The sequence below is a fragment of the Mobilicoccus caccae genome, assembly GCF_030161635.1.
Lineage (GTDB): Bacteria > Actinomycetota > Actinomycetes > Actinomycetales > Dermatophilaceae > Mobilicoccus > Mobilicoccus caccae.
Window position 1 is genome coordinate 1,173,973 of the sequence record NZ_BSUO01000001.1, and the last position, 20,165, is coordinate 1,194,137.

At 73.0% G+C, this 20,165-nt stretch carries 17 protein-coding genes; 6 read left to right on the top strand and 11 right to left on the bottom strand.

Translation table 11 applies throughout. The annotated features are described in order from the left end of the window. Window positions 1-12 precede the first annotated feature (12 nt). The 7 genes from QQK49_RS05745 to QQK49_RS05775 form a co-directional block, all read right to left on the bottom strand. Window positions 13-1,701: an L-lactate permease gene (locus QQK49_RS05745; RefSeq protein WP_284303107.1), complete on the bottom strand. Its 1,689-nt coding sequence runs from the start codon at window positions 1,699-1,701 to the stop codon at window positions 13-15. A gap of 90 nt (window positions 1,702-1,791) precedes the next feature. After that, window positions 1,792-2,550, bottom strand: coding sequence for an ABC transporter ATP-binding protein (locus QQK49_RS05750; RefSeq protein WP_284303108.1), 759 nt, complete (start codon window positions 2,548-2,550; stop codon window positions 1,792-1,794). Then, entirely contained in the window at window positions 2,547-3,476 is a 930-nt protein-coding gene (locus QQK49_RS05755; RefSeq protein ID WP_284303109.1) for an ABC transporter ATP-binding protein, read from the bottom strand. Before QQK49_RS05755 ends, QQK49_RS05750 begins: the two co-directional genes overlap by 4 nt. Continuing rightward, window positions 3,473-6,136, bottom strand: coding sequence for an FtsX-like permease family protein (locus tag QQK49_RS05760; protein WP_284303110.1), 2,664 nt, complete (start codon window positions 6,134-6,136; stop codon window positions 3,473-3,475). Before QQK49_RS05760 ends, QQK49_RS05755 begins: the two co-directional genes overlap by 4 nt. Next, on the bottom strand, window positions 6,133-8,388 hold the full coding sequence (locus tag QQK49_RS05765) for a hypothetical protein (protein WP_284303111.1): 2,256 nt from the start codon (window positions 8,386-8,388) through the stop codon (window positions 6,133-6,135). Before QQK49_RS05765 ends, QQK49_RS05760 begins: the two co-directional genes overlap by 4 nt. Then, the gene (locus QQK49_RS05770) at window positions 8,337-8,603 is read right to left on the bottom strand and encodes a hypothetical protein (protein WP_284303112.1); all 267 of its coding nucleotides are present in this window, start codon (window positions 8,601-8,603) and stop codon (window positions 8,337-8,339) included. Before QQK49_RS05770 ends, QQK49_RS05765 begins: the two co-directional genes overlap by 52 nt. A gap of 105 nt (window positions 8,604-8,708) precedes the next feature. Beyond that, on the bottom strand, window positions 8,709-11,546 hold the full coding sequence (locus tag QQK49_RS05775) for an FAD-binding and (Fe-S)-binding domain-containing protein (protein ID WP_284303113.1): 2,838 nt from the start codon (window positions 11,544-11,546) through the stop codon (window positions 8,709-8,711). A 136-nt stretch (window positions 11,547-11,682) separates the two neighbouring features. On the opposite strand from QQK49_RS05775, the gene QQK49_RS05780 reads away from it, so the two are divergent. From QQK49_RS05780 to QQK49_RS05790, 3 genes are all read left to right on the top strand, one after another. Continuing rightward, the gene (locus QQK49_RS05780; protein ID WP_284303114.1) at window positions 11,683-12,426 is read left to right on the top strand and encodes a FadR/GntR family transcriptional regulator; all 744 of its coding nucleotides are present in this window, start codon (window positions 11,683-11,685) and stop codon (window positions 12,424-12,426) included. 302 nt (window positions 12,427-12,728) lie between these two features. Next, complete coding sequence (locus QQK49_RS05785) at window positions 12,729-13,550, top strand: EAL domain-containing protein (RefSeq protein WP_284303115.1); 822 nt, start codon at window positions 12,729-12,731, stop codon at window positions 13,548-13,550. A gap of 14 nt (window positions 13,551-13,564) precedes the next feature. Continuing rightward, the gene (locus tag QQK49_RS05790; protein WP_284303116.1) at window positions 13,565-15,874 is read left to right on the top strand and encodes a putative bifunctional diguanylate cyclase/phosphodiesterase; all 2,310 of its coding nucleotides are present in this window, start codon (window positions 13,565-13,567) and stop codon (window positions 15,872-15,874) included. Here the strand turns inward: QQK49_RS05790 and QQK49_RS05795 are convergent. Beyond that, on the bottom strand, window positions 15,808-16,536 hold the full coding sequence (locus QQK49_RS05795; RefSeq protein ID WP_284303117.1) for a cobalamin B12-binding domain-containing protein: 729 nt from the start codon (window positions 16,534-16,536) through the stop codon (window positions 15,808-15,810). The genes QQK49_RS05790 and QQK49_RS05795 overlap by 67 nt on opposite strands. Window positions 16,537-16,704: 168 nt before the next feature. On the opposite strand from QQK49_RS05795, the gene QQK49_RS05800 reads away from it, so the two are divergent. The 3 genes from QQK49_RS05800 (at window position 16,705) to QQK49_RS05810 (ending at window position 18,941) form a co-directional block, all read left to right on the top strand. Then, window positions 16,705-17,187, top strand: coding sequence for a MerR family transcriptional regulator (locus tag QQK49_RS05800; protein WP_284303118.1), 483 nt, complete (start codon window positions 16,705-16,707; stop codon window positions 17,185-17,187). Further along, window positions 17,184-18,068, top strand: a complete 885-nt coding sequence (locus tag QQK49_RS05805) for an aldo/keto reductase (RefSeq protein ID WP_348536102.1) — start codon at window positions 17,184-17,186, stop codon at window positions 18,066-18,068. Before QQK49_RS05800 ends, QQK49_RS05805 begins: the two co-directional genes overlap by 4 nt. 150 nt (window positions 18,069-18,218) lie before the next feature. Next, on the top strand, window positions 18,219-18,941 hold the full coding sequence (locus tag QQK49_RS05810; RefSeq protein WP_284303119.1) for a hypothetical protein: 723 nt from the start codon (window positions 18,219-18,221) through the stop codon (window positions 18,939-18,941). A 16-nt stretch (window positions 18,942-18,957) separates the two neighbouring features. On the opposite strand, the gene QQK49_RS05815 is transcribed toward QQK49_RS05810, so the two are convergent. From QQK49_RS05815 to QQK49_RS05825, 3 genes are all read right to left on the bottom strand, one after another. Then, on the bottom strand, window positions 18,958-19,080 hold the full coding sequence (locus tag QQK49_RS05815; protein ID WP_284303120.1) for a hypothetical protein: 123 nt from the start codon (window positions 19,078-19,080) through the stop codon (window positions 18,958-18,960). Then, a complete protein-coding gene (locus QQK49_RS05820) occupies window positions 19,077-19,595 on the bottom strand; it encodes an HD domain-containing protein (RefSeq protein WP_284303121.1) in 519 nt (172 codons plus the stop codon). The genes QQK49_RS05815 and QQK49_RS05820 overlap by 4 nt, the downstream gene beginning before the upstream one ends. Window positions 19,596-19,711: 116 nt before the next feature. Next, on the bottom strand, window positions 19,712-20,158 hold the full coding sequence (locus QQK49_RS05825) for a 4Fe-4S dicluster domain-containing protein (protein ID WP_284303122.1): 447 nt from the start codon (window positions 20,156-20,158) through the stop codon (window positions 19,712-19,714). Window positions 20,159-20,165 lie beyond the last annotated feature (7 nt).

A 20,165-nucleotide genomic window follows, 5' to 3' on the forward strand; every position in this document is an offset into this window, starting at 1 on the left:
TCGGTGCGGTGCTCACGGCAACATCCAGGACAGGACCGGGGTCGACTGGAGGCCGACCAGCAGGCACATGAGCACGAGCAGCCCGAGGCTCCACCAGATCACACGCCGGAGGATCTCGGACTCCCGGCCCAGCAGCCCGACGGCCGTCGCGGCGATCGTGAGGTTCTGCGGGCTGATCATCTTGCCGACGACACCACCGGAGGTGTTGGCCGCCACGAGCAGCGTCGGGTCGATGCCGATCTCCTGCGCCGCGGCCTGCTGCAGGGTGGCGAACAGGGCGTTGGCGCTGGTGTCGGACCCGGTGACCGCGGTGCCGAGCCACCCGAGGATCGGGGAGAGGAAGGCGAACGCGGCGCCGGTGCCCGCGATCCACGTGCCGATGGTGATGGTCTGACCGGACAGGTTCATCACGTACGCGAGGCCGAGGACCGAGGCCACCGTGAGGAAGGAGAACCGCATCTTGTGGGCGTTGTGCGTGTACTCGCCGAAGAACTTCGACGCCGGCACGCGGTAGACGAGGGCGACGACCACGGCGCAGATGAGCAGGATCGTGCCCGGGCTGGACAGCCACCCGAACGTGTAGACCGTCGATGCGCTCGGCTTGCCGGCGGCGGTGAGGATCTGGCCGTCCAGGCCAGGCCAGGGGATCTTGAGGTCCGTGGCGGTCAGGGCGGCGGAGGCGGCCGGGACGAGCTTGGCCACCGAGAAGAACGCGATGACCAGCAGGTAGGGGAACAGGGCCATGCCGATGCGGCCGGCGGTGAGGGCGGGACGGTCGCCGCGCTCGGTGGCGGGCTCGGACTCGGCGCGCTCGGCGTCGGTCATGTCGGCGCGCTCACGCTCGTACTCCTCGCGGAGGGAGGCGCGGGCCTCGTCGCGGCCCTGGGGCTTCCAGAAGCGGAGCATGAGGACGACGACCGCCAGGCCGCACAGCGAGCTGATGATGTCGGTGAGCTCCATCGAGATGTACGTGGCGCTGATCCACTGCGAGACGCCGAAGGCGAGCCCGGTCACGAGGGCGAGCGGCCACACCTGCTTGACGCCGCGGCGTCCGTCGGTGAGGAAGCAGATGAACAGCGGCACGAAGAACGCCACGATCGGGGTCTGGTGGCCGACGTAGGCGCCGATGACCGCCGGGTCGATGTGGGTGAGCCGGCCGGCGGTGAGGATCGGGGTGCCGATGGCGCCGAACGCGACCGGCGCGGTGTTGGCGAGGAGGACGACCGTGGCGGCGCGCAGCGAGGAGAACCCGACGGCCATGAGCATCACACCGGTGATGGCCACGGGGGCGCCGAACCCGGCGAGGGCCTCCATGAGTCCGCCGAAGCAGAAGGCGATGACGATGGCCTGCACGCGCGGGTCGTCGGAGATGAGGTCGAACACGGCGCGGAGGTCCTCGAACCGTCCTGACACCACGGTGATCTGGTACAGCACGATCGCGTTGAAGACGATCCACATGATCGGGAAGAGGCCGAAGACCATGCCCATGACGCCCGAGTTGAGGGCGTGTGCCACGGGCATGTGGTAGGCGAGGACGGCCACGAGGACCGCGACCGCCAGGCCGGTCAGTCCGGCGTAATGGGCCTTCCACTTGAGGAGTCCCAGGGTGACGAAGACGGTGGCGAGGGGGAGCATCCCGACCAGTGCGGACAGCCAGAGCGGTCCGAGTGGGGAGATGTCGGGCTGGTAGGCAGTGATCATCGGCGCGGCTCCGGGACGATGGAAGGATGTGATGGCCGACCGTTAGTGGTCAGACCAATACGCTCAAGGTAGAATCGTGTGGTCCGGGCGTCAAGAGTCTCCGTCCGTTTCGGGCGATACGCCGCCGACGATGCGCCGAACGGTCGCTCGAGGCCGCCCGGCGGTCGGGGTGGACGCGTCACTCAGGTGGCCGTCCGTGAGTTCGAGTGCGCGGTCGGCGTATCCGACGATGACGGGGTCGTGCGTGGTGAGGAGCGCCGTCATCGAGCGCGCCGCGATCGTGCTGCGGATCAACGCCACGATCTCGGCGGAGGTCTCCGAATCGAGCTGACCGGTGGGCTCGTCCGCGAGCAACACTGCGGGCTGCGCCACGAGGGCGCGGGCCAGGGACACCCGCTGATGCTGGCCACCGGACAGCTGACGCGGCGTCTGCCGGGTGTGCGGGCCGAGCCCGACCTCCTCGAGGATGTCGGCGACGCGGCGGTCGCGTTCCCGCGGCGGCATCCGGCGCAACCGCAGCGGGATCGACACGTTCTCCTCGGCGGTCAGCTCGGGGATCAGACCGAAGGACTGGAAGACGTAGGCCACGACGTCCCGGCGCAGCGCGAGTCTGCCCTCCTCGTCCAGGGCACCGACGTCGCGGCCCTCGACGGTGACACTGCCGGCGTCGAGACTCTCCAGGGCGCCGATGACGTGCAGCATCGTCGTCTTGCCCGAGCCCGACCGCCCGCGGACGGCGACCATCTCACCCCGCGCGACGTCGAGATCGAGGTCGCGCAGGGCGTGCACGGCCCTCTCGCCGCTGCCGAAGGTCTTGCACACACCCCGCAGGCGCAACGCGTCGGTCATGGCGTCCTCTCCTCGGGGGTCTCGGGGGTCTCAGGTGTCTCGGACGTCTCGGGTGACGCGGTCGTGCGGCCCGGCCAGACGCCGATGTGGTCGGGTCGGAGGTCGAGGCGGACGCGGTCGCGCAGGTCGAGGGCGCGGGTGAAGTCGCGGGGCAACTGCAGTCGCCCGGCGCGGTCGAGGACGGCGTACTCCTCGGCGACGAGTTCGGAGCGGCCCTCGTGGTCGATCTCGGTGCGGCGCAGGACCTCCGAGCTGGTGCGTCCGTCGCGGATGCCGACGGTGCGCCCCACCTGCTCGGAGACGCCCGGATCGTGCGTCACGACGACGACGGTCGTCCCGAGGTGGGCGTTGACCGTCCGCAGCGCGGCGAAGACCTCCTCGGCGGTGGCCGTGTCGAGTTCGCCGGTCGGCTCGTCGGCCAGCAGGACCGTGGGGGAGTTGGCGAGGGCGACCGCGAGCCCGGCGCGTTGTTGCTGGCCGCCCGACAACGCTGCGGGCCGACGATCCGCGTGGTCGGCGAGTCCCACGAGGTCGAGCAGGTCGGCGACCCGGGTGCGCACCTGCGCGGAGCGGGCTCCGGCGAGGTGCATCGGTGTGGCCACGTTGTCGGCCACGGACAGGTAGGGCAGCAGGTTGTCGGCGGCCTGCTGGTAGAGGAATCCGACGGTCTCGCGACGGAATCGGAGCCGTTCGCGGCGGCCCATCGCGATGAGGTCGTGCCCGGCCACGTGCGCCGACCCGGCGCTCGGGCGGTCGAGGCCGGACAGGATGCGCAGGAGGGTCGACTTGCCGCTGCCGGAGGCGCCGACCACGGCCACGAACTCCCCGTCGGAGACGAGGAGGTCGAGCCCCGAGAGCGCCACGACCTCGACGCCGGCGGAGGTGAAGATGCGGACGAGGTTCTCGCACCGGATGACGACGCTCATGGGTCTTCTCCTGCCCGTAGGTGGGACGTGAGGTGGCCGGTGGTGGCGCGCAGATCGATCGCGACGACGGCCAGCACGAGGACGAGCAGGCCGGCACCGATGGCGGCGACGGCCGCCCACGACGGGGTCAGCGGCGGCCAGGGCGCGCCGCCGGTGAACGGCGACAGGTCGACCAGCCGCGGCACCAGGGGTGGCAGGGCCTGGCCGGTGAGGAGTCCGGCAGCGATGGCCGCGACCGCCGGGGGCAGGACCTGGACGGCCACCAGCCGGCGACGGTCACCGGTCCGCATCCCGAGGACGCGGGCGCGGGCCAGCACGCGGCGGCGGGCGGTGGCGGTCGCGGCGGCGAGCGCGTGCACGGCCAGGGCGGCCAGCAGCGCGGCGGCGGCCGCCGTGAGGATCACCACGGTGTCGATGTGCGCCGTGAGGGGTTCTTCGCCGCGGGACCGGGCGATGGCGGCCCGGCCCACGACGTCGGTGACCATCGGTGACAGCCCGGGCACCTGCGCGGCGAGGTCGGCGGCGGCGCTCTCGTCGGCGGCGACGAGCAGCCGGGTCGTCGTCACCGGCCGGCCGAGCGCCCGTTCGACCGCCTCGCGGGGAGCGAGGACCACCGGGCGGTCCCCGGAGGCGAGCCCGGGGTCGACGACGACCGAGGCGATGGGCAGGCGGCGGTTCTCCACGACGAGGGTGGGGTCGGGGCGGTCCAGCGCCGGCAGGGGTGCGGAGGTCACGACGGCGAGGCCGTCGCCGCCGAGCACGCGTGGGGGCGCGGCGTCCTCGCCGGGCTCGAGCGGGGTGCCGGCATGGACGGCGTCGACCTCGGCCGACGAGCCGAGGAGTACCTCGACGGACACCCGTGATCCGAGGCCGCCACCGGCACCGGCCACCTGACCCGGCCGCTCGGCCAGGGGCGCGACCGTGTGCACTCCGGAGTGGGCGCGGACGGTGCCGGTCACGTCCTCGAGGCGATCGCCGTCGATGCGCAGGGCGGCGCCGGTCTCGCGCCAGGTCTGCAGCTCGCGGTGCTCGGTGAGGGTGTGCGAGATCGACGTCAGCCACACGGTGAGCGACGCGGCCACGACGATCGCGACGACGGGCAGGGTGGCGACCTGGGGCGAGCGCACGCTCTGGAGCAGCCCGAGCCAGACCCCGACGCCGCGCCGCGAGCCGCAGGCGGCCAGGAGGCGGGTGAGCCCCCGCAGGAGGAGGACCAGCAGGACCCCGGCGCACACCGCCAGGAGCACGGGCAGGCTCTGGGTGAGCAGGTCGGGACGCGGCGCGAGGCCGCGGGGCGTCTCGGCCGCGGTCTGCCGCGCGGTGAGCACGGCGGCGACGGTGACGCCGAGGCCGAGGAGCAGCGCCACGACCCGCGTCGTGGAGCGGACGCGGCCGAGACGCCGTCGGTCTCCGCGGCCGGTCAGGTCGGTGAGCCCCGACAGGGTCGAGTGGGCCGTGGCCACGGCGACCGCGGCGAGCAGGAGGGCCGCCCACCAGCCCGGGACACCTCGTCCGACGCTCAGGCACGCCGCGGCGTACCCGACGAGGGCCCCCGCCAGCGCGGCCGGTGCGACGTCGAGCAGGGCGAGGCCGACCGACTGCCCGCGGGAGGCGCCGCGCGAGGTGAGCAGCCGGTCGGCCTCGCGGCGGTCCTCGGCGCGCAACCGGCACAGCAGGAGCAGCAGCGGGATGCCGAGCACGACGAGCCCGGTCCCGACCGCGCCGTCCATGACCCGCGTGGTGACGACCGCGGTCCGCCAGCGGTCGATCGTCACGTCGAGGCCGGACCGCACCTGCACGGGGCCGCCGGTGCGGTCGGCGGTCGCGGACCGCAGCCGGGCCATCGCCGCCTCGAAATCCGGGATGTCCGCGGGGGTGATCCGATCCGGCCGGATCGCCCAGGCCCACTCGTAGAGGAACGGCCCGGCGAAGACCTCCCGCAGGCGCTGATGCTCCCCGGGGGCGACGACCAGGCCGGTGAACTGCGCGATCCCGCCGTCCGGCTGGGGGATGGGGACGGGCGTGCGCAGCTCGGAGAACGCCGACCACAGGTCCGCCTCGGCGGCGACCGGGTCGTAGAGGCCGACGACGACGACCCGACGCCGCTGTTCGGGGGCGGCGGGGGAGGTGGCGATGCTCCACTCGTCCCCGACGCGGACGCGCAGTGCTCGGGCCGAGGTGGCCGAGAGTCCTACCTGGAGTACGGGATCGGTGGTGGCTGCCGGCGCCCGGCCCTCGACCCAGCGCACCGCGTCGTCGAGGGTGGGGGAGAGGACGAGACGGGCCAGTCGCTGCTCGCCGGGTGGGGCGGGGGAGACCGCGAGGGTGCCGACCGTCGACACCGTGGGGGTCACCGGCGAGAAGTGGGCCATCGCGGCCGGACCCATGACCTGCTCCACCCCTGCCGTGACCGGGTCGAACGGTGTTCCCTCGGTGGGCATCTCGGGCACGTCGTACCCGGTGGTGACCGAGAGGGACCGGCCGGCGCGGGGCGCCTCCCGCACGCTCTGGGTGAGGCGCTGGGCCGCGGCGTCGTCGGTGAGGGGCGGCAGCGCCGCGGCCGGCGCGGTCACGACGGCGACGGTGACGGCCACGAGCAGCAGCAGAACCCGTGACCGGGCCGAGCCCGCCAGGCGGGTCCAGGTGCGGGGACCGGTCACGACGCACCCTCCCGCAGGCGGTGCGACGGCGACGCGTCGTGCGCCCGGAGGCCCGGGAGGGCGGCGAGCCACACCAGGGCGGTGAGACCGGCGGCGCCGAGTCCGAGCATCCCGACCGGGAGGACGGGGGTGGGCAGGACGGTGGGCGTCACGGTCCACGCACCCGCGACGGCGAAGGCCAGCAGCGTCCCCGCCCCCGTCCCGACGACGACGCAGAGCAGGACGTGGAGCAGTTCGCTGCGGCCCACCCCGCGCCGCACGAGTCCCGGCGGCGCGCCCAGCGCGGCCAGCACGGCGTGATCGCGCCTGCGGGCACGTCGCGCGCCGACGGCGCAGGCGAGGGCGGCGAGGACGCAGGCCGTGAGCGTGGTGCCCAGGCCGAGCAGGAGCACACCACGCAGCGCGGCGGACGCCGGTTGCGCGTGGGCGCGGTCGAAGGCCTCCTGCTGGGTGGAGATGCGCAGGTCGCCGCGGTCGAGCGCGGCCGCGGTCGATCTCGGGGCGTCGGTCCAGATCTGCCGAGGTGAGATGTCGACCCCGCTCATCGCCGCGCGGAACGCGGTGAGGTCGGTGAGGACGGCGTACGTCTCGCCGCCCTGTCCCGGAACCCGATCGGTGATGCCCACCACGCGCAGCGGCACCTGCGTGGATCCCACCGTGAGCTGCGTGGATCCGCCCACTGCGACACCGACGAGATCCGCCAGTGACCGGGTGAGCACCGCCGGCGGGGCGCCCGGGCCGCTGCGCCCCAGCGCGTCGGCGGCCTGCGGCCAGGTGGGGTCGGGATCCGGGCCGACCAGAGGTGTCGAGGCCACCGCCGCGTCGTCGACGGCGATCACGGCCCCACGTGTTCCGGCGCCCAGGGTGAACTCGCCGCGCCAGACGGCGGTCGAGCTCGGCAGGTGCGAGAGGAGTTCGGAGGTGCGCTCCGGCCCGGTGAGGGCGACGTCGACGGACGTGGGCGCGGGAACCTCGGCGATGGCGCGCTCCCGGGCGGTGGACCCGGCGGTGGCGAGCTGGGTGAGCGTCAGGGCGAGGACGGCCGCGGTCAGCACGGTGAGCAGCCGCATCGTCACGATCACGGGGGAGGGGCGTCGCGCCGACCACGCGCCCCACGTCGTCGCGAATCCCCCTGGGAGGCGGCCGGTCAGTCCGGCGAGCGCGAGGACGAGGACGACACCGACCGCGCCGGCCCCGAGCGCCAGCAGGGCGGGGGCGAGCGTGGTCAGCGGCCCCGGTTCGGGCGCGGTCCGCAGGCGCCACCAGGCGAGCGCGGCGAGGGCCACCGACAGCACGGGCCCGGCGAGACCGAGCCGGTCACCCCCGAGATCGCGCACCCCGGACAGGCTCGCGGTGGTCGAGGCGATCGCGCCGAAGACCGCGGTGAGGACGGCGACACCCCAGGTCGTCGCAAAGATCCTCGCGTCGCCACCGCCGGGGAGCAGATCCGCGAGGACGGGCGCGAGCAGGGCGGCGCCGATGACGACGGGCACGAGCACGAGCATCCCGAGCAGCACGAGGGCGAGGACCTGGGCGCGTGAGGCGCCGCGGCTGATGAGCAGCCGGTCACCGTGCCGGTGGACCTCTCCGAGGAGCAGCCCGACGAGGGCGACCGCCACGAGCGCCACCATGCCCAGGAGCATGCCGGGCCCGACGACGACCGCGGCGGTCGCGCGTTCTTGCTCGTCGGCGGCCTGGAGCGACTCGATCAGGTGGGTGTGCACCGAGAACCCCGCGAGGGCGGGGTCACCGCGCAGGGAGGCCAGGGCGGCCGTGACGGGTCCGAGCAGGTCCCGGGTCTGCGACGGGGGAGTGATCCACCAGGTCCCCGACGCGCCGGCCGCGAGCGTCGGGTGGTCCCGGCCGGCCACGAGCAGGGGGCCCACGGTGATGTAGTCGCTCTCGCGGATCCCGCCGCCGGTCAGGACGTCGCGCATGACCAGATCGTCGGGATCGGCACGGTAGATCCCGACCAACCGCAGGGCCGGCACCGCGGGGCGTCCCGGCACGAGCGTGGCGGGGACGATCTCCTCGCCCACCCGCCGACCCAGGCGCTGCGCCACCGCCTCCGGGACCGCGACCTCGGCGATCCCCGTGGGCGCCCTGCCGGTGATGATCTCCACGCCGCCCGCCCCGTCACCGTGGGCGAACTCGAGGCGCAGCCGGGGATCGCCGCCGGTCAGGCCGTAGGTCGCGGAGGTCAGCCACCGCTGGAGCCGAGATCCGGGGATGCCGGCGGCGATGCCGGCCACGGCCCGGTCGGCCTCGGGGAGCCCGGTGACGTCGGGCCTCGCACGACGATCCGCGGGTCCTGCGAGGCCAGAGCCTGGGCGCGCGCCGCCTCGCCGGCGGCCTGCGCGTGCACCTGCGCGGTCGTCGTCGCCAAACAGGCGAGCAGGACGCACAGGGCTCCCAGGGCCGCGGCGCCGGGATGTCGGCGCACGCGCCGGTGGGCGAGTCGTGTCACGAACCTCATGTACGCCCCCGAGTCGCATCGTTGCGGGGGAATCCTGCCACGCCCGTCCCGACGGGGAAGGGAACTCCGAGATTGTCGGCGACGCACCGACCTTCGTCAGGCCGGGACGTCCACGGCGTCGGCGAGGGCGTCGAGCACGTGACGGTAGGGCCGGCCGGTCGCCCGGCTCAGACCCATCTCGCACGTCCGGTTGGAGGAGAGGTAGAGGTCGTAGGACCGCGCGGTGACCTCGGCGGACTCCCGCGCAGTGGCCGCGGCGGTGAGCTCGGGGTGCAGCATCCCGCGGTCGCCGGCGAACCCGCAGCAGCCGGCCTCGACCGGCACGACCACCTCCTCCGCGATCGCCTCGGCCAGCCGGGTCAGGCTGGGGAGGTCGCCCGCGTGGCGGTCCGAGCACGTGGGGTGCAGGACGGCCGAGGCGACCCGGCGCCCGATCGTCAGCCGCGGCAGCACCTGCTCGGCGACGAAGCGGGTGGAGTCGATGATCGTCAGGGCCTCCAGGCGCGCGGCGAGCCTCTCCTCGCCCGCCGAGCGGAGGTCGGACGGCAGCGCGTGCAGGCCGTGCGTGCAGGAGCTCGCGTCGGTGACGACGGGGACGCGGCCGTCCTCGCTCGCCTCGAGCAACGCGCGGGCGGTGCGGACCGCCATCCGGTCGCGTCCGTCGACCAACCCCTTGCTGCGCCAGACGGTTCCGCAGCACAGCGTGTGCATCTGCTCGGGCAGGCGCACGGCCACCCCGGCCCGGTCGCACAGGGTGAGGAACGCCGCCGCGGCGCCGGAGCCGCCACCGTCGGGACCGAACAGCTCGTCGATGCAGGAGGGCAGCAGGACGACGTCGCCGGGCTCCTGCCGGGCACTCGTGCGCCGGGAGTACCCGGGCCCGGGGAGGTCGCCGCCGACACGGGGCAGCAGGTCGGGGGAGACGAGGCGCCGAGCGGTGTCGGTGAGGCGTTCGAGCAGGGTCGCCGGGGCGAGTCCGGCGGCGCCGACACCGGTGCGCAGCGCCGTCAGGGTGGGCCCCCAGTGGTCGGCGAGCATGACGCCGACCTGCTGGGCGGTGTCCGGCTGGGCCCGGCGGCGCAGGTCCTTCATCACGGCGCCGGTGTCGATGCCCACCGGGCAAGCGGGCAGGCACAGGGAGTCGACCGCGCAGGTCTGCACCGCCATGTAGTCGAAGTCGGGCGCGATGGACTCGGCGCCCGCGGCCATCTCGCGCATGAGGACGATGCGCTGGCGCGGGGTCGTCGTCGCGTCGCGGCTCGGGCACACCGGCTCGCAGTACCCGCACTCGACGCAGCGGTCGATCGCCTCGTCCACGAGCGTCGGGTGCTTGAGGTCACGCAGGTGGGCCTGGGCGTCGTCGGTGATGATGACGCCGGGGTTGAGCACGTTGTGGGGGTCGAACAGGTGCTTGACCTCGCGCATCACCGCGTACAGCTCCTCGCCGTACTGACGCTCCACGAACGGCGCCATGACGCGGCCCGTGCCGTGCTCGGCCTTGAGCGAGCCGTCGGCGGCGAGGATGAGGTCCACGAGGTCGTCGCTGAACGCCGCCAGGGTGTCGACCTGGGCCGGGTCGCGCAGGTCGGGATTGATCATGAAGTGCAGGTTGGCGTCCTTGGCGTGCCCGAAGACCACCGCGTCGCCGTAGCCGTGCCGCGCGCAGAGCTCACCGAGGTCGCGCACCGTCTGGGTGAGGGCGGGCATGGGGACGACGACGTCCTCGAGCAGTGCCGTCGACCCGGCCGGGCGGGCGCTCGCGACGGCGGTGTAGAGGCCCTTGCGCACCTGCCAGGCCTGGGCGCGGGGGATCGGGTCGGTCGAGAAGCGGGTGGGGACGGCGAGGTCGGTCAGCGCACCGTCGCGGGTCAGGTCGGCGAGGATCGAGGAGAGGACCTCCACGCGCGCGTCGAGCTCGTCGCGTTCGGGGGCCTGTGCCTCCACGAGCAAAGCCGTGTGCTCGCGCACGTGCAGATCGCGGAGGGCCTCGACCGGGTTCGTCAGTCCCTGCGCGACGCGCAGCGAGGCGGCGTCCATGAGCTCGGCGGTGGCGGCCCCGGCCTCGATGATCGCGGGGAGGGCGGCCGTGGCCGGTTCGATCCGGTCGAAGACGAGCAGTCCCGTCGAGACGTGGGGGTGCACCGCGACGGTGCGGAACGTGGCCGAGGAGATGAATCCCAGCGTGCCCTCGGAGCCCACGAGCAGGTGGGCGAGGATCTGCACCGGCTCGTCGTGGTCGACGAAGCTGTTGACCCCGTAGCCCATCGTGTTCTTCATCGAGAACTGGTGGGCGATGCGCCGGAGGGAGTCGGGGTTGCCGCGCACGCGGTCCCGCAGCCGGGCCAGGCCCTCCCACACCTCCGGTTCGGCGGCGCGCAGCCGGGCGTCGGCGTCGGGCAGCGCGGTGTCGACGACGGTGCCGCTCGGCAGGACCGCCTCGATGGCGTCCAGGGTGCGGTAGGTGTTGTGGGTCGTGCCGCACGCCATCCCCGAGGAGTTGTCGGCGACGACACCGCCGATCGTGCACGCCGCCTCGCTGGCGGGGTCGGGGCCGAGCGCCCGGCCGTAGGGGGCGAGGTGGGCGTTGACCGTGCGCACCGTGGCGCCGGGGCGGCACCGCACCCGCGCCCCGTCGTCGAGGACCTCGACGTCGCGGAAGCCGCGGCGTGTGTCGATGAGCACACCGTCGGTCACGGCCTGACCCGACAGCGAGGTGCCACCCGAGCGGAACGTGACCGGCACCCCGTGGCGGGCCGCGACGGCCAGGGTGCGCGCGACGTCGGGGGTGTCGCGCGCCACGACGAGCGCGCGGGGGTGAAGCAGCACGTGGGAGGCGTCGTGGGCCATCCGCGAGAGGTCGACGGGCCGGTCGCTGACCACCTCCTGCGACCTCGACAGGGCGGACCTAAGATCGGAGAGGAGTGCGGTGGTCATCGTGCGTCTCCCGTCGTAGCGATGTCCCCTCATTCTAACCCCCGAGCGCCGCGTGCGGGCGGGGTTGAGCAGGGCCGACGTGCCCGGCCGGCACGGGGGTCGGTCGAACCGGCAGCGACGGTGAGAGGATCGAGAGGTGCCTGGACTTCGAGACACCCCCGACCCCGAGTGGCGCCCGGTCGAACGGACCCGAGCGTATGAGTCGGTGATCCACCAGATCGAGGAGCAGATCGCCGCCGGGGCGTTGCGGGTCGGTGACCGCCTGCCCGCCGAACGCGACCTCGCGACCAGACTCGGCGTGAGCCGCGCAGCGGTCCGTGAGGCGTTGCGGGCGCTGGAGGCCGTCGGCGTCGTGCGGGCGGGGCAGGGGCGCGACGGCGGGTCGGTGCTCGCCTCCATGTCGGCCGAGGCGCTGACCGGGATGCTGCGGCTGCACATCGGCCTGGCGAATTTTCCGATGCCCGACGTCATCGAGGCGCGGGTGATGCTCGAACGGTGGAGCGTCGGCCTGGCGGCCGCGAACGCGACCGAGGAGGACATCGCGGCCATGCGCGAACTCCTGGAGCGCATGGACGACCCCGAGATCACCCGTGAGGACTTCAACGTCCTCGACACCGACTACCACGTCGCGATCGCCGAGGCCGGCGGCAACCGGCTCGTCTCGGCGATGACGACGGCGATCCGTGCCTCGATGGCGACGGCGATCCTGCGGTCCTTCCACAGCAACCCCCGCTGGGAGGACCTCGTGGACGACCTGCGGGCCGGGCACCACGCCATCCTCGACGCGCTGGCCGCCCGCGATCCGCAGGGCGCGGCCGACGCCCTCGAACGCCACGTGCGCTTCGCCTACTCCTCGCTGTCCTGGTCGACCGAGAGCTGAGCAGGGAGGTCGGACCCCTCCACGCCGGGGGAATCCTCAAGTACCCCCGATCGTTGCAGTGAGGCCTGTCGCCACGCCGTGCTCTTCGACGTCCGGCCGAGGCCGAACGCCTAGGCTCGGCTCGTGCGGTGCTCGCGCGCGTGAGATCGGCGGCAAGCACGACACGAGACGCGCCCGCCACCTGCCGTGACGACGCGGATCGAGGCCCGGCCGTCTGCGGCGCGAGCCCTCGGTCGCCGGTTCGAGCCTCAGGAACAGCCCGGCCCGGCCGACATGTCCTACGAGTGAAAGAGGGTGGCAGCGTGACACGTCCATCGGAGCGCCGACCGCCGGAGGAGGTGCCGCCGACGGCGGGGCCGAGCAGCAGCGGTGCGAACGGCACCGACCTCGTCACCTTCTTCCAACCGTTCTACAACCTGCGCTCCGGGCGGTTGCAGGGCGTCGAGGCGTTGGTGCGCCGGCACGGTGCGAGCGACGGCCGGCACCAACTCCCGGTCGACTTCTTCGCCGCGGCCAGCGACGAGGGCTCGATGCGGGGCATCGACCTGCTCGTACTCGAGGACGCCCTCGGGTACCTGGCACGTCGGCGGCGGACCGACGGCCGCACCGATCTCATCTGTTCGGTCAACCTCTCGTGGGAGTTCGTCTCCCACCGCGACGTGTCGAGTGACATCGAGGACGCCCTCGTCCGTCACGGCGTCCCCGGCGACCGGCTGCTCATCGACATCACGACCCACACCTTCCGCCGCCTGGTCGAGGTCGACGGTGACTGCCTCGAGCGGTTGAACCGGTTGCAGCGGCGGGAGGTCTCGTTCTGCCTGGACGGGTTCACCGTCGAGGACCTCGACCTGTTGCCCGACGCGGCCTCGGTCCCCGTCGACATCATCAAGCTCCACCCCAGTCAGGTGGCCGTCGACACCGAGGACACGAGGCGGCAGCTGGGGGAGATCGCGCAGGCCATCCAGGCCGCGGGTCTGCCCGTCGTGGCGGCAGGTGTGGAGACCGCCGACCAACTCGAGTTCGTCCGCGAGCTCGGGTTCGAGTGGGCGCAGGGATTCCTGCTCGGTGCGCCCACGGCGGCCGACGACACCCTGTCGCATCCCGCCTCGCTGCAGGCCGACTGAGACCGACCACGCTCATGGCCATCGCCGCGGCCATGCGCCGCATCGCTTCCGTCGGCACCCGGGTGATCGAGATCTGCGCCGGGCCCATCCGCCCCTGGCTCATCGGGCTCGGGTTCGTGTGGGCCGCGGGCATCGCGGTCGCGTTCGCCCGCGACCCCTCGGGCGTCGGTGGGATGATCTTCTTCGTCTCCGCGGCGGTCCTCATCCTCATTATCTCCTTCGGCCCGATCCTGCTGGGGGCCCGGCCCCGACGGATCTGGGCGCTGGAGACCCTGGCCGGCATCACCCTGCTCCTGTCGCTACTCGGGCAGTCCCTCATGTGGCGGATCGGGCCGTTGACGTACGTCGACCTCACGTACTTCGCCGCCTACATCCTCCTGCTCCTGTGGCTCCTCCTGCTGTCCCGCCACGTCGGCGGTGGCGGAGACCGGACCTCGGTCCTCGACTCCGCCGGGGCTGCTGTCGGTCTGTCCCTGGCGCTGTGGTCGACGGCGCTGGCACCGATCGCGGACGGATCGACGCTGCCGTCGAGTGTCGTGTACCTCGTCTATCCCACGGTCGACGTGGCGCTCCTCGCGCTGGCGACCCACCTGGCCATGCGGCTGGGCAGGTTGCATCCGGCCATGATGTGGCTGCTCGCCTCCTTCCTTCTCCAGCTCACCATCGACACCGCCCACTCGGTCGTGCGGATCGTCTCGCCGGACACGAACACGGCGCCGATCTTCGCCGCGTTCATCTTCTGGCTCTACGGCCTGGCCGTGGCCGCCACGGACCCCTCGGTCGTCGAGCTGTCGCGGCAGCCGTCCGACACCCGCCACGGGCACGGATCCCTGCGCACGGCCGCACTGCTCATGCTAGGCGTCTCGCCCGCGATCCTCACCGTCGCCGTCCCGGTGAGCGGCATGAACGACCGCATGGTCCGGACCGTCCTCGTCGCGCTGCTGCTCACGCTCCTGATGGTGCGTCTGTGGCGGACGATGGCCGCGTTGTCGCGGGCCGAGGCCGACAGCCACCATCGGGCGACCCACGACGAACTCACCGGACTCCTCAACCGGGCGGCACTCGCGGGGCGGTTGGATCAGCTGCTGGCCGCCAACGCGGTGGCCGGCCGCGCCACGGCCGTGCTCTTCTTCGACTGCGACGACTTCAAGTACGTCAACGACACCTGGGGGCATCAGGCCGGGGACACCCTGCTGCGCGACATCGCGATCCGGCTGCCCGCCTGCCTCGGCCCCCACGACACGCTTGCCCGGCAGGGCGGTGACGAGTTCGTGGTGCTCGCCACCGTGGACGGCCTGCCGGAGGCCGTGATGCTGGCCGACCGTGTCGAGGCCTTCTTCGACGAACCGCTGCAGATCCTGCCCGGCCGCGTCCACGCCGTGACCACGTCGATGGGGCTCGTGGTGACCCCGCCCGGGGCCGAGGGCACGACGCAGGAGATCCTCGGCAGGGCCGACCTCGCGATGTACGAGGCCAAGGCGGGTGGACGTGCGCGCTACGTGGTGTTCGACCAACACCTCGAGCAGGGCAGCCGCACGCGTTCGGCCGTGGGCGACCGGTTGGAGGAGGCCGTCCACGACGGCGTCATCGGGCTCGAACTGCAACCGATCATGGGCGGAGAGGGATACACGTCGGTCGTCGGGTGGGAGGCGTTGGCGCGCTGGAACGACCCGGATCTCGGGGCCGTGCCCCCCGACGTCTTCGTCCCTCTGGCCGAGCAACTCGGCCTCATCGCCGACCTGGGCGAGGCCGTTCTGCGCCGCGCGTGCCTGGATCTGGCGCGGCTGCATCGCCTGTCGGGGGAGGACGACCTCGCGATCTTCGTCAACGTCTCCCCGGCCCAGTTGTGGCGGACCGACTTCGGTGCCGTCGTGCGCGACGCGCTCTCCTCGGCCGGGCTCCCCGGCCGTTGCCTGCGGCTGGAGCTGACCGAGACGTTGCTGGTCGACAAGGGGTCCGCGGCGCTCGGCACCCTGGAGGAGCTGCGGGCGTTGGGCGTGGCCATCTGCCTGGACGACTTCGGCACCGGGTACGCCTCCCTCGCGACACTCCTGCGGTTGCCGATCGACTGCGTCAAGCTCGACAAGTCACTCACCGCGCGCCTCGGCGAGGATCCGGCGGCCCCACGTCAGGTGCGCGCCGTCATCGACCTCATCGTCAGCCTCGGCATCGACCTGGTCATCGCCGAGGGGGTCGAGACGGAGGAGCAGGAACAGCTCCTGCACGAGGTGGGATGCCCGATGACGCAGGGGTGGCTCTACGGCCGGCCGTCGTCGTTCGAGGCGGTGCTGGCGGCGCGGACCGCGCCGGTGCGACCGAGTTGACCGGGCTGACCTGAGCGTGGCGAGGTACGTCCGTCGTCGCCGGTGACGATGGCCAGGGCCGCGCGCCAGTCGTCGGGCAGGCAGACGACACCCGGGAGGCGCACGCCCCTCGCGGCGGGGCCGGCCACGTACACCGGCAGGACGTGACTCATCCGGCGCAGACCGGTGCCCCGGGTGCTCAGGCTGTGCGGGCGCTTGCTCGCGATGACGCAGGCGTCGGCCTCGTGGGTCCGCATCGCCCGGGCGATCGCCGCCCAGGGCACGTTGGCCCCGAGCACCGCGGTGCGGTGGCCGCGCTCGCGCAGCATCGCGGCGAACAGGTGGGTCGGCAGATCGTGGAGTTCTCCGGGCGGGCAGGCCAGCACGATCGTGCCCCGGCCGTCGGCCTCAGGCGTCCTGCGGATCTCCTCGACGGCCGAACGCACCGCCGCGGAGGCCGAGTGCTCGGCCAACACGCTGAGCTCGCCCTGCTCCCACAGGTCACCGACCCGGTGCATCAGCGGCACGAGGAGGTCCACGATCACCGTGTCGACGTCGTGGTGTCGAAGGGCGTCCTCGATCACCACATGCAGTGCGGCGGTGTCGAGTTCGGCGGTCGCGCGCAGGAACGACGTCGTCAGGTCGGCGAGGTGATCGCTCGCGTCGTCGTCTCGTTCCGTCATCCTCGACCCTCCTGCGCCCCTGCGAAAGGTCCCATCGTCCCAGGTCGCGGGCGCACCCACGACTGCTCTCGCATCCACGTGCCCCCGGAAGGCACCCCGCAGGTGTCCGCGGACGTGTCCGATGCGGGGGTTGCGTTCGCGCGCGCTCCAACCCCTAGCGTCTGGCTCATGGACGAGACCGACATCACCGCCGTGGCCCTCAAGGTCGCGTCAGGGCATCTGACGATCGAGGAGATCGTCGCCCAGTTGCCCGATCCCGACGACTCCACGACCCGCACCGTCACCGAGGCCGCCGAGATGCTCGGCGTCTCGACCCACACCATCCGCTACTACGAACGCCTCGGCCTCGTCGAGGTCCCGCGCGACACCGCGGGACACCGTCGCTACGACGGCAACGCGCTGCGGCGCCTCACCTTCCTCGTCCGCATGCGGGTCTCGGGGATGGGCATGGCCGACCTCCAGCGTTACGTCGACCTCATCGAAGGCGGAGACGCGACCGTGCCCGAACGCCTGGAGATGATGCTGGAGCACCGCGACACCATCCGTCTGCGCATCGCGGAGCTCCAGCTGTCACTGGCCGCGACCGAGTACAAGATCGCGACCTACGGGGGCCACCTGGGCGATCCCGAACGAGACGAGACCACCCGATGATCACCCGCGCCCTCGGCGATCTCGAGGTCTCGCCCCTCGGCCTCGGCTGCATGGGCATGACCCTCGCCTACGGCCGCCCCGACCAGGCGTCGGCCCGTCGCACGATCGACGCGGCGATCGACGCCGGGGTCACCCTCTTCGACACCGCCGACATGTACGGCAACGGCGCGAACGAGACCTTCGTCGGCGGGGCGCTGGCGGCCCGCCGCGGCCGCGTGCGCATCGCCACGAAGTGCGGCATCACCACCTGGCCGGTCGTCGGGATGCCGCGGGGACTGGACGCGCGCCCCGAGCGGATCCTGCGCTGCGCCGACGCCTCCCTGCGACGTCTGCGGACCGACGTCATCGACCTCTACTACCTGCACCGCCCCGACCCGAAGGTGCCGATCGAGGAGTCGATGGGGGCGATGGCGCACCTCGTGACGGAGGGCAAGGTCCGCGCAGTCGGGTTGAGCGAGGCCGACGCCGGGACGATCCGCCGGGCGGCGGCGGTCCACCCCATCGCCGCCCTGCAGACCGAGTGGTCGCTCTTCGAGCGCGGCATCGAGGACGGCCCTCTGGCCGCCGCGCGTGAGGTCGGGGCGGGCGTCGTGCCGTACGCGCCACTGGGTCGCGGCATGCTCACCGGCGATCCGTCGGCGGCGACCGATCTGCCACTGTTGGACTTCCGCCGGTTCCTGCCGCGCTGGCGCCGCGCGAACATCGCCGCGGCACTGGAGGGCGTCGAGGTCGTCAGGCGCGTCGCGGCCGGCCACGGAGCGACGCCGGGCCAGGTCGCGCTCGCGTGGTTGCTCTCACGGGGGAGGACGTCGTGCCCATCCCCGGCACCACGAAGCCCCATCGTCTGGCCGAGAACCTCTCGGCGCTCGACCTGGACCTGACCGCTGAGGACCTCGCCACGCTCGAGGGCGTGGGGGCGAGGGCCGGCAGTCACCGGCGCACGTGGAAGGGCTGATGCACCGGACGGGCTACCGCCGCGCCTCGTCGACAAGTTAGGTTAGCCTAACCACAGAGACGAGCGGGGAGATGCGATGAGCGGAAGTAGCGGGAGTCGCCGGTTGGCGCGCCGGGCCAGGACGATCGTGGCCACGGGACGGCATCTGGAGATCGGTGTGCTGTCGGGCAGGCGGGTCGTGGACCGGCACCTGGTGGAGATGGACGGCAGCATCCTCTGTGGGGCCGAATCGGTCGCGGGGAACTGCTTCGAGGCCCTGCTGCGCGGCGCTCCCTCCCCGGAGATCCACCTCGAGGCCGTGGACGTCTCCTCGGTTCCGCAGCCCGATCGTCAGCGGGGGTCGGTGTGGGCGCGGGGTCGGGTCGAACTCGTCACCCGGCCCCTGCCGGTCCCGATGCGCTCGATGCTCGGACTGACCTGCGTGGAGCCCGTGCTGCGCTTCCGCCCCGAGTCCGTGACGGTGCGGGAGGGCATGTACGGGCAGACCGCACCCGTTCCCATCGACATCGGCGTGTACCGCGACGAGTGCGAGGACCGGCTCGCGGGGTGGGAGGGGGCCTGGTTGACCCATCTCGACGCCGGACACGCCGACGCGGTCCGCTGGCTGGCGGCCACGCGGATGACGCTGCGACCCGAGGCTCGTGTCCACCCCCTCCTCGTCGACGAGGAGGGGGTCGTCCTGCGCGTCTACCAGGACGGGACCATCACCGACCTGCGTCTCGGCTTCCCGTGGCCGGCCCTGTGCGGATGCAGCGCCGTCGCGGCGTTCGACGCCCTCCTCGTGGAACTGCGGGCCTGAGGCTCCCGAGCCGACCTCACTCCGACCAGTCGTTGCCGCGGATGATCTCGACGAAGTCCTCCCGCTCGAAGTCGGGGTCGAAGTGGGCGAGCACGTCGTCGTTCATCGTGCCGAACGTCGTCTCGGGGCGGTCCTTCATCGCGTCGTAGAAGGCGTGCAGGATGCGGTTCTTGAAGTCGGTGCGCGGGTGGGCGGCGACGACCTCCTCGCGCTGCTCCGGGGTGATCTGGTCGAGGTCGAGGCCGAGCACGTCGGACTCGACGCCGAGGGTGACGACCTCGATCTCGGGGAGAGGTGGTTCGGGATGCCCGGTGTCGTGTGCAGGGCGATCGCGAACCAGACGGCGCGGGCCTCCTCCTCGCTGCGGCCGTGCTCGCGCAGGAAGTCGTACGCGGCCTGTGCGCCGTCGACCTCGAAGCGACGCTCGGTCGTGCGGTAGCCGGGCGTGAGGCCGAGGTCGTGGAACATGCCTCCGACGTAGGCGAGTTCGGGGTCGACCTGCTTGCCCTGGTGGGCGGCCTTGATCATCCCGAAGAAGAACACCCGGCGGGAGTGGTGGAAGACGTTGTCGTCGGTGGCCTCCCGGACCAGTTCGGTCGCCGCGCGGGCGAGTTCGGTGTCGGGGACGGTGATCCCGGCGATCGTCTCGGTCATGATCTCTCCTGGCAGTCGGGGGTGGCGCTGCCACCGTCTCCCGGAACCGCCGCCGAGCGCGCCGGTCTGGGCGGACCGCTACCCCTCGGATCCGGACATCACGGGCGGGAAGGTGCTCAGCCGAGGTGGGCCCAGACATCGTCCATCACCCCGCGCCTGGTCGCGCAGGCTGTACAGCTCGGGCCCTCGCCCGGATGCAGCGGCGCCCGGCAGCGATCGCACCGCCCCACCCGCACCCTGGCCAGACGCACGGGCGCGGTCGCCTGGGGACCGGGCAGGGTGGCGGCCGGGGCGAGCACCGACTCCGGGCACCTGGCCACGCACTCGCCGCACCCCGTGCAGGCAGTCGGGTCGACCCCGATGACCACCGTCGTGGGGAGCCGTGCCTGCGTCATGGCCCCGGTCGGACACACCGCGACACACGTGCCGCAGCCGGTGCACCCGGCGACGGCGGCCGGCCGGGGGAGCGAGCGCACCTCGCCCTCGGACGGCGAGCGCAGGCCGAGGAGGGCGCGACGATCCACCCTGCCGTCGGGGCGCTCGACGGCCAGCCACCGTGTCATCCCGCCT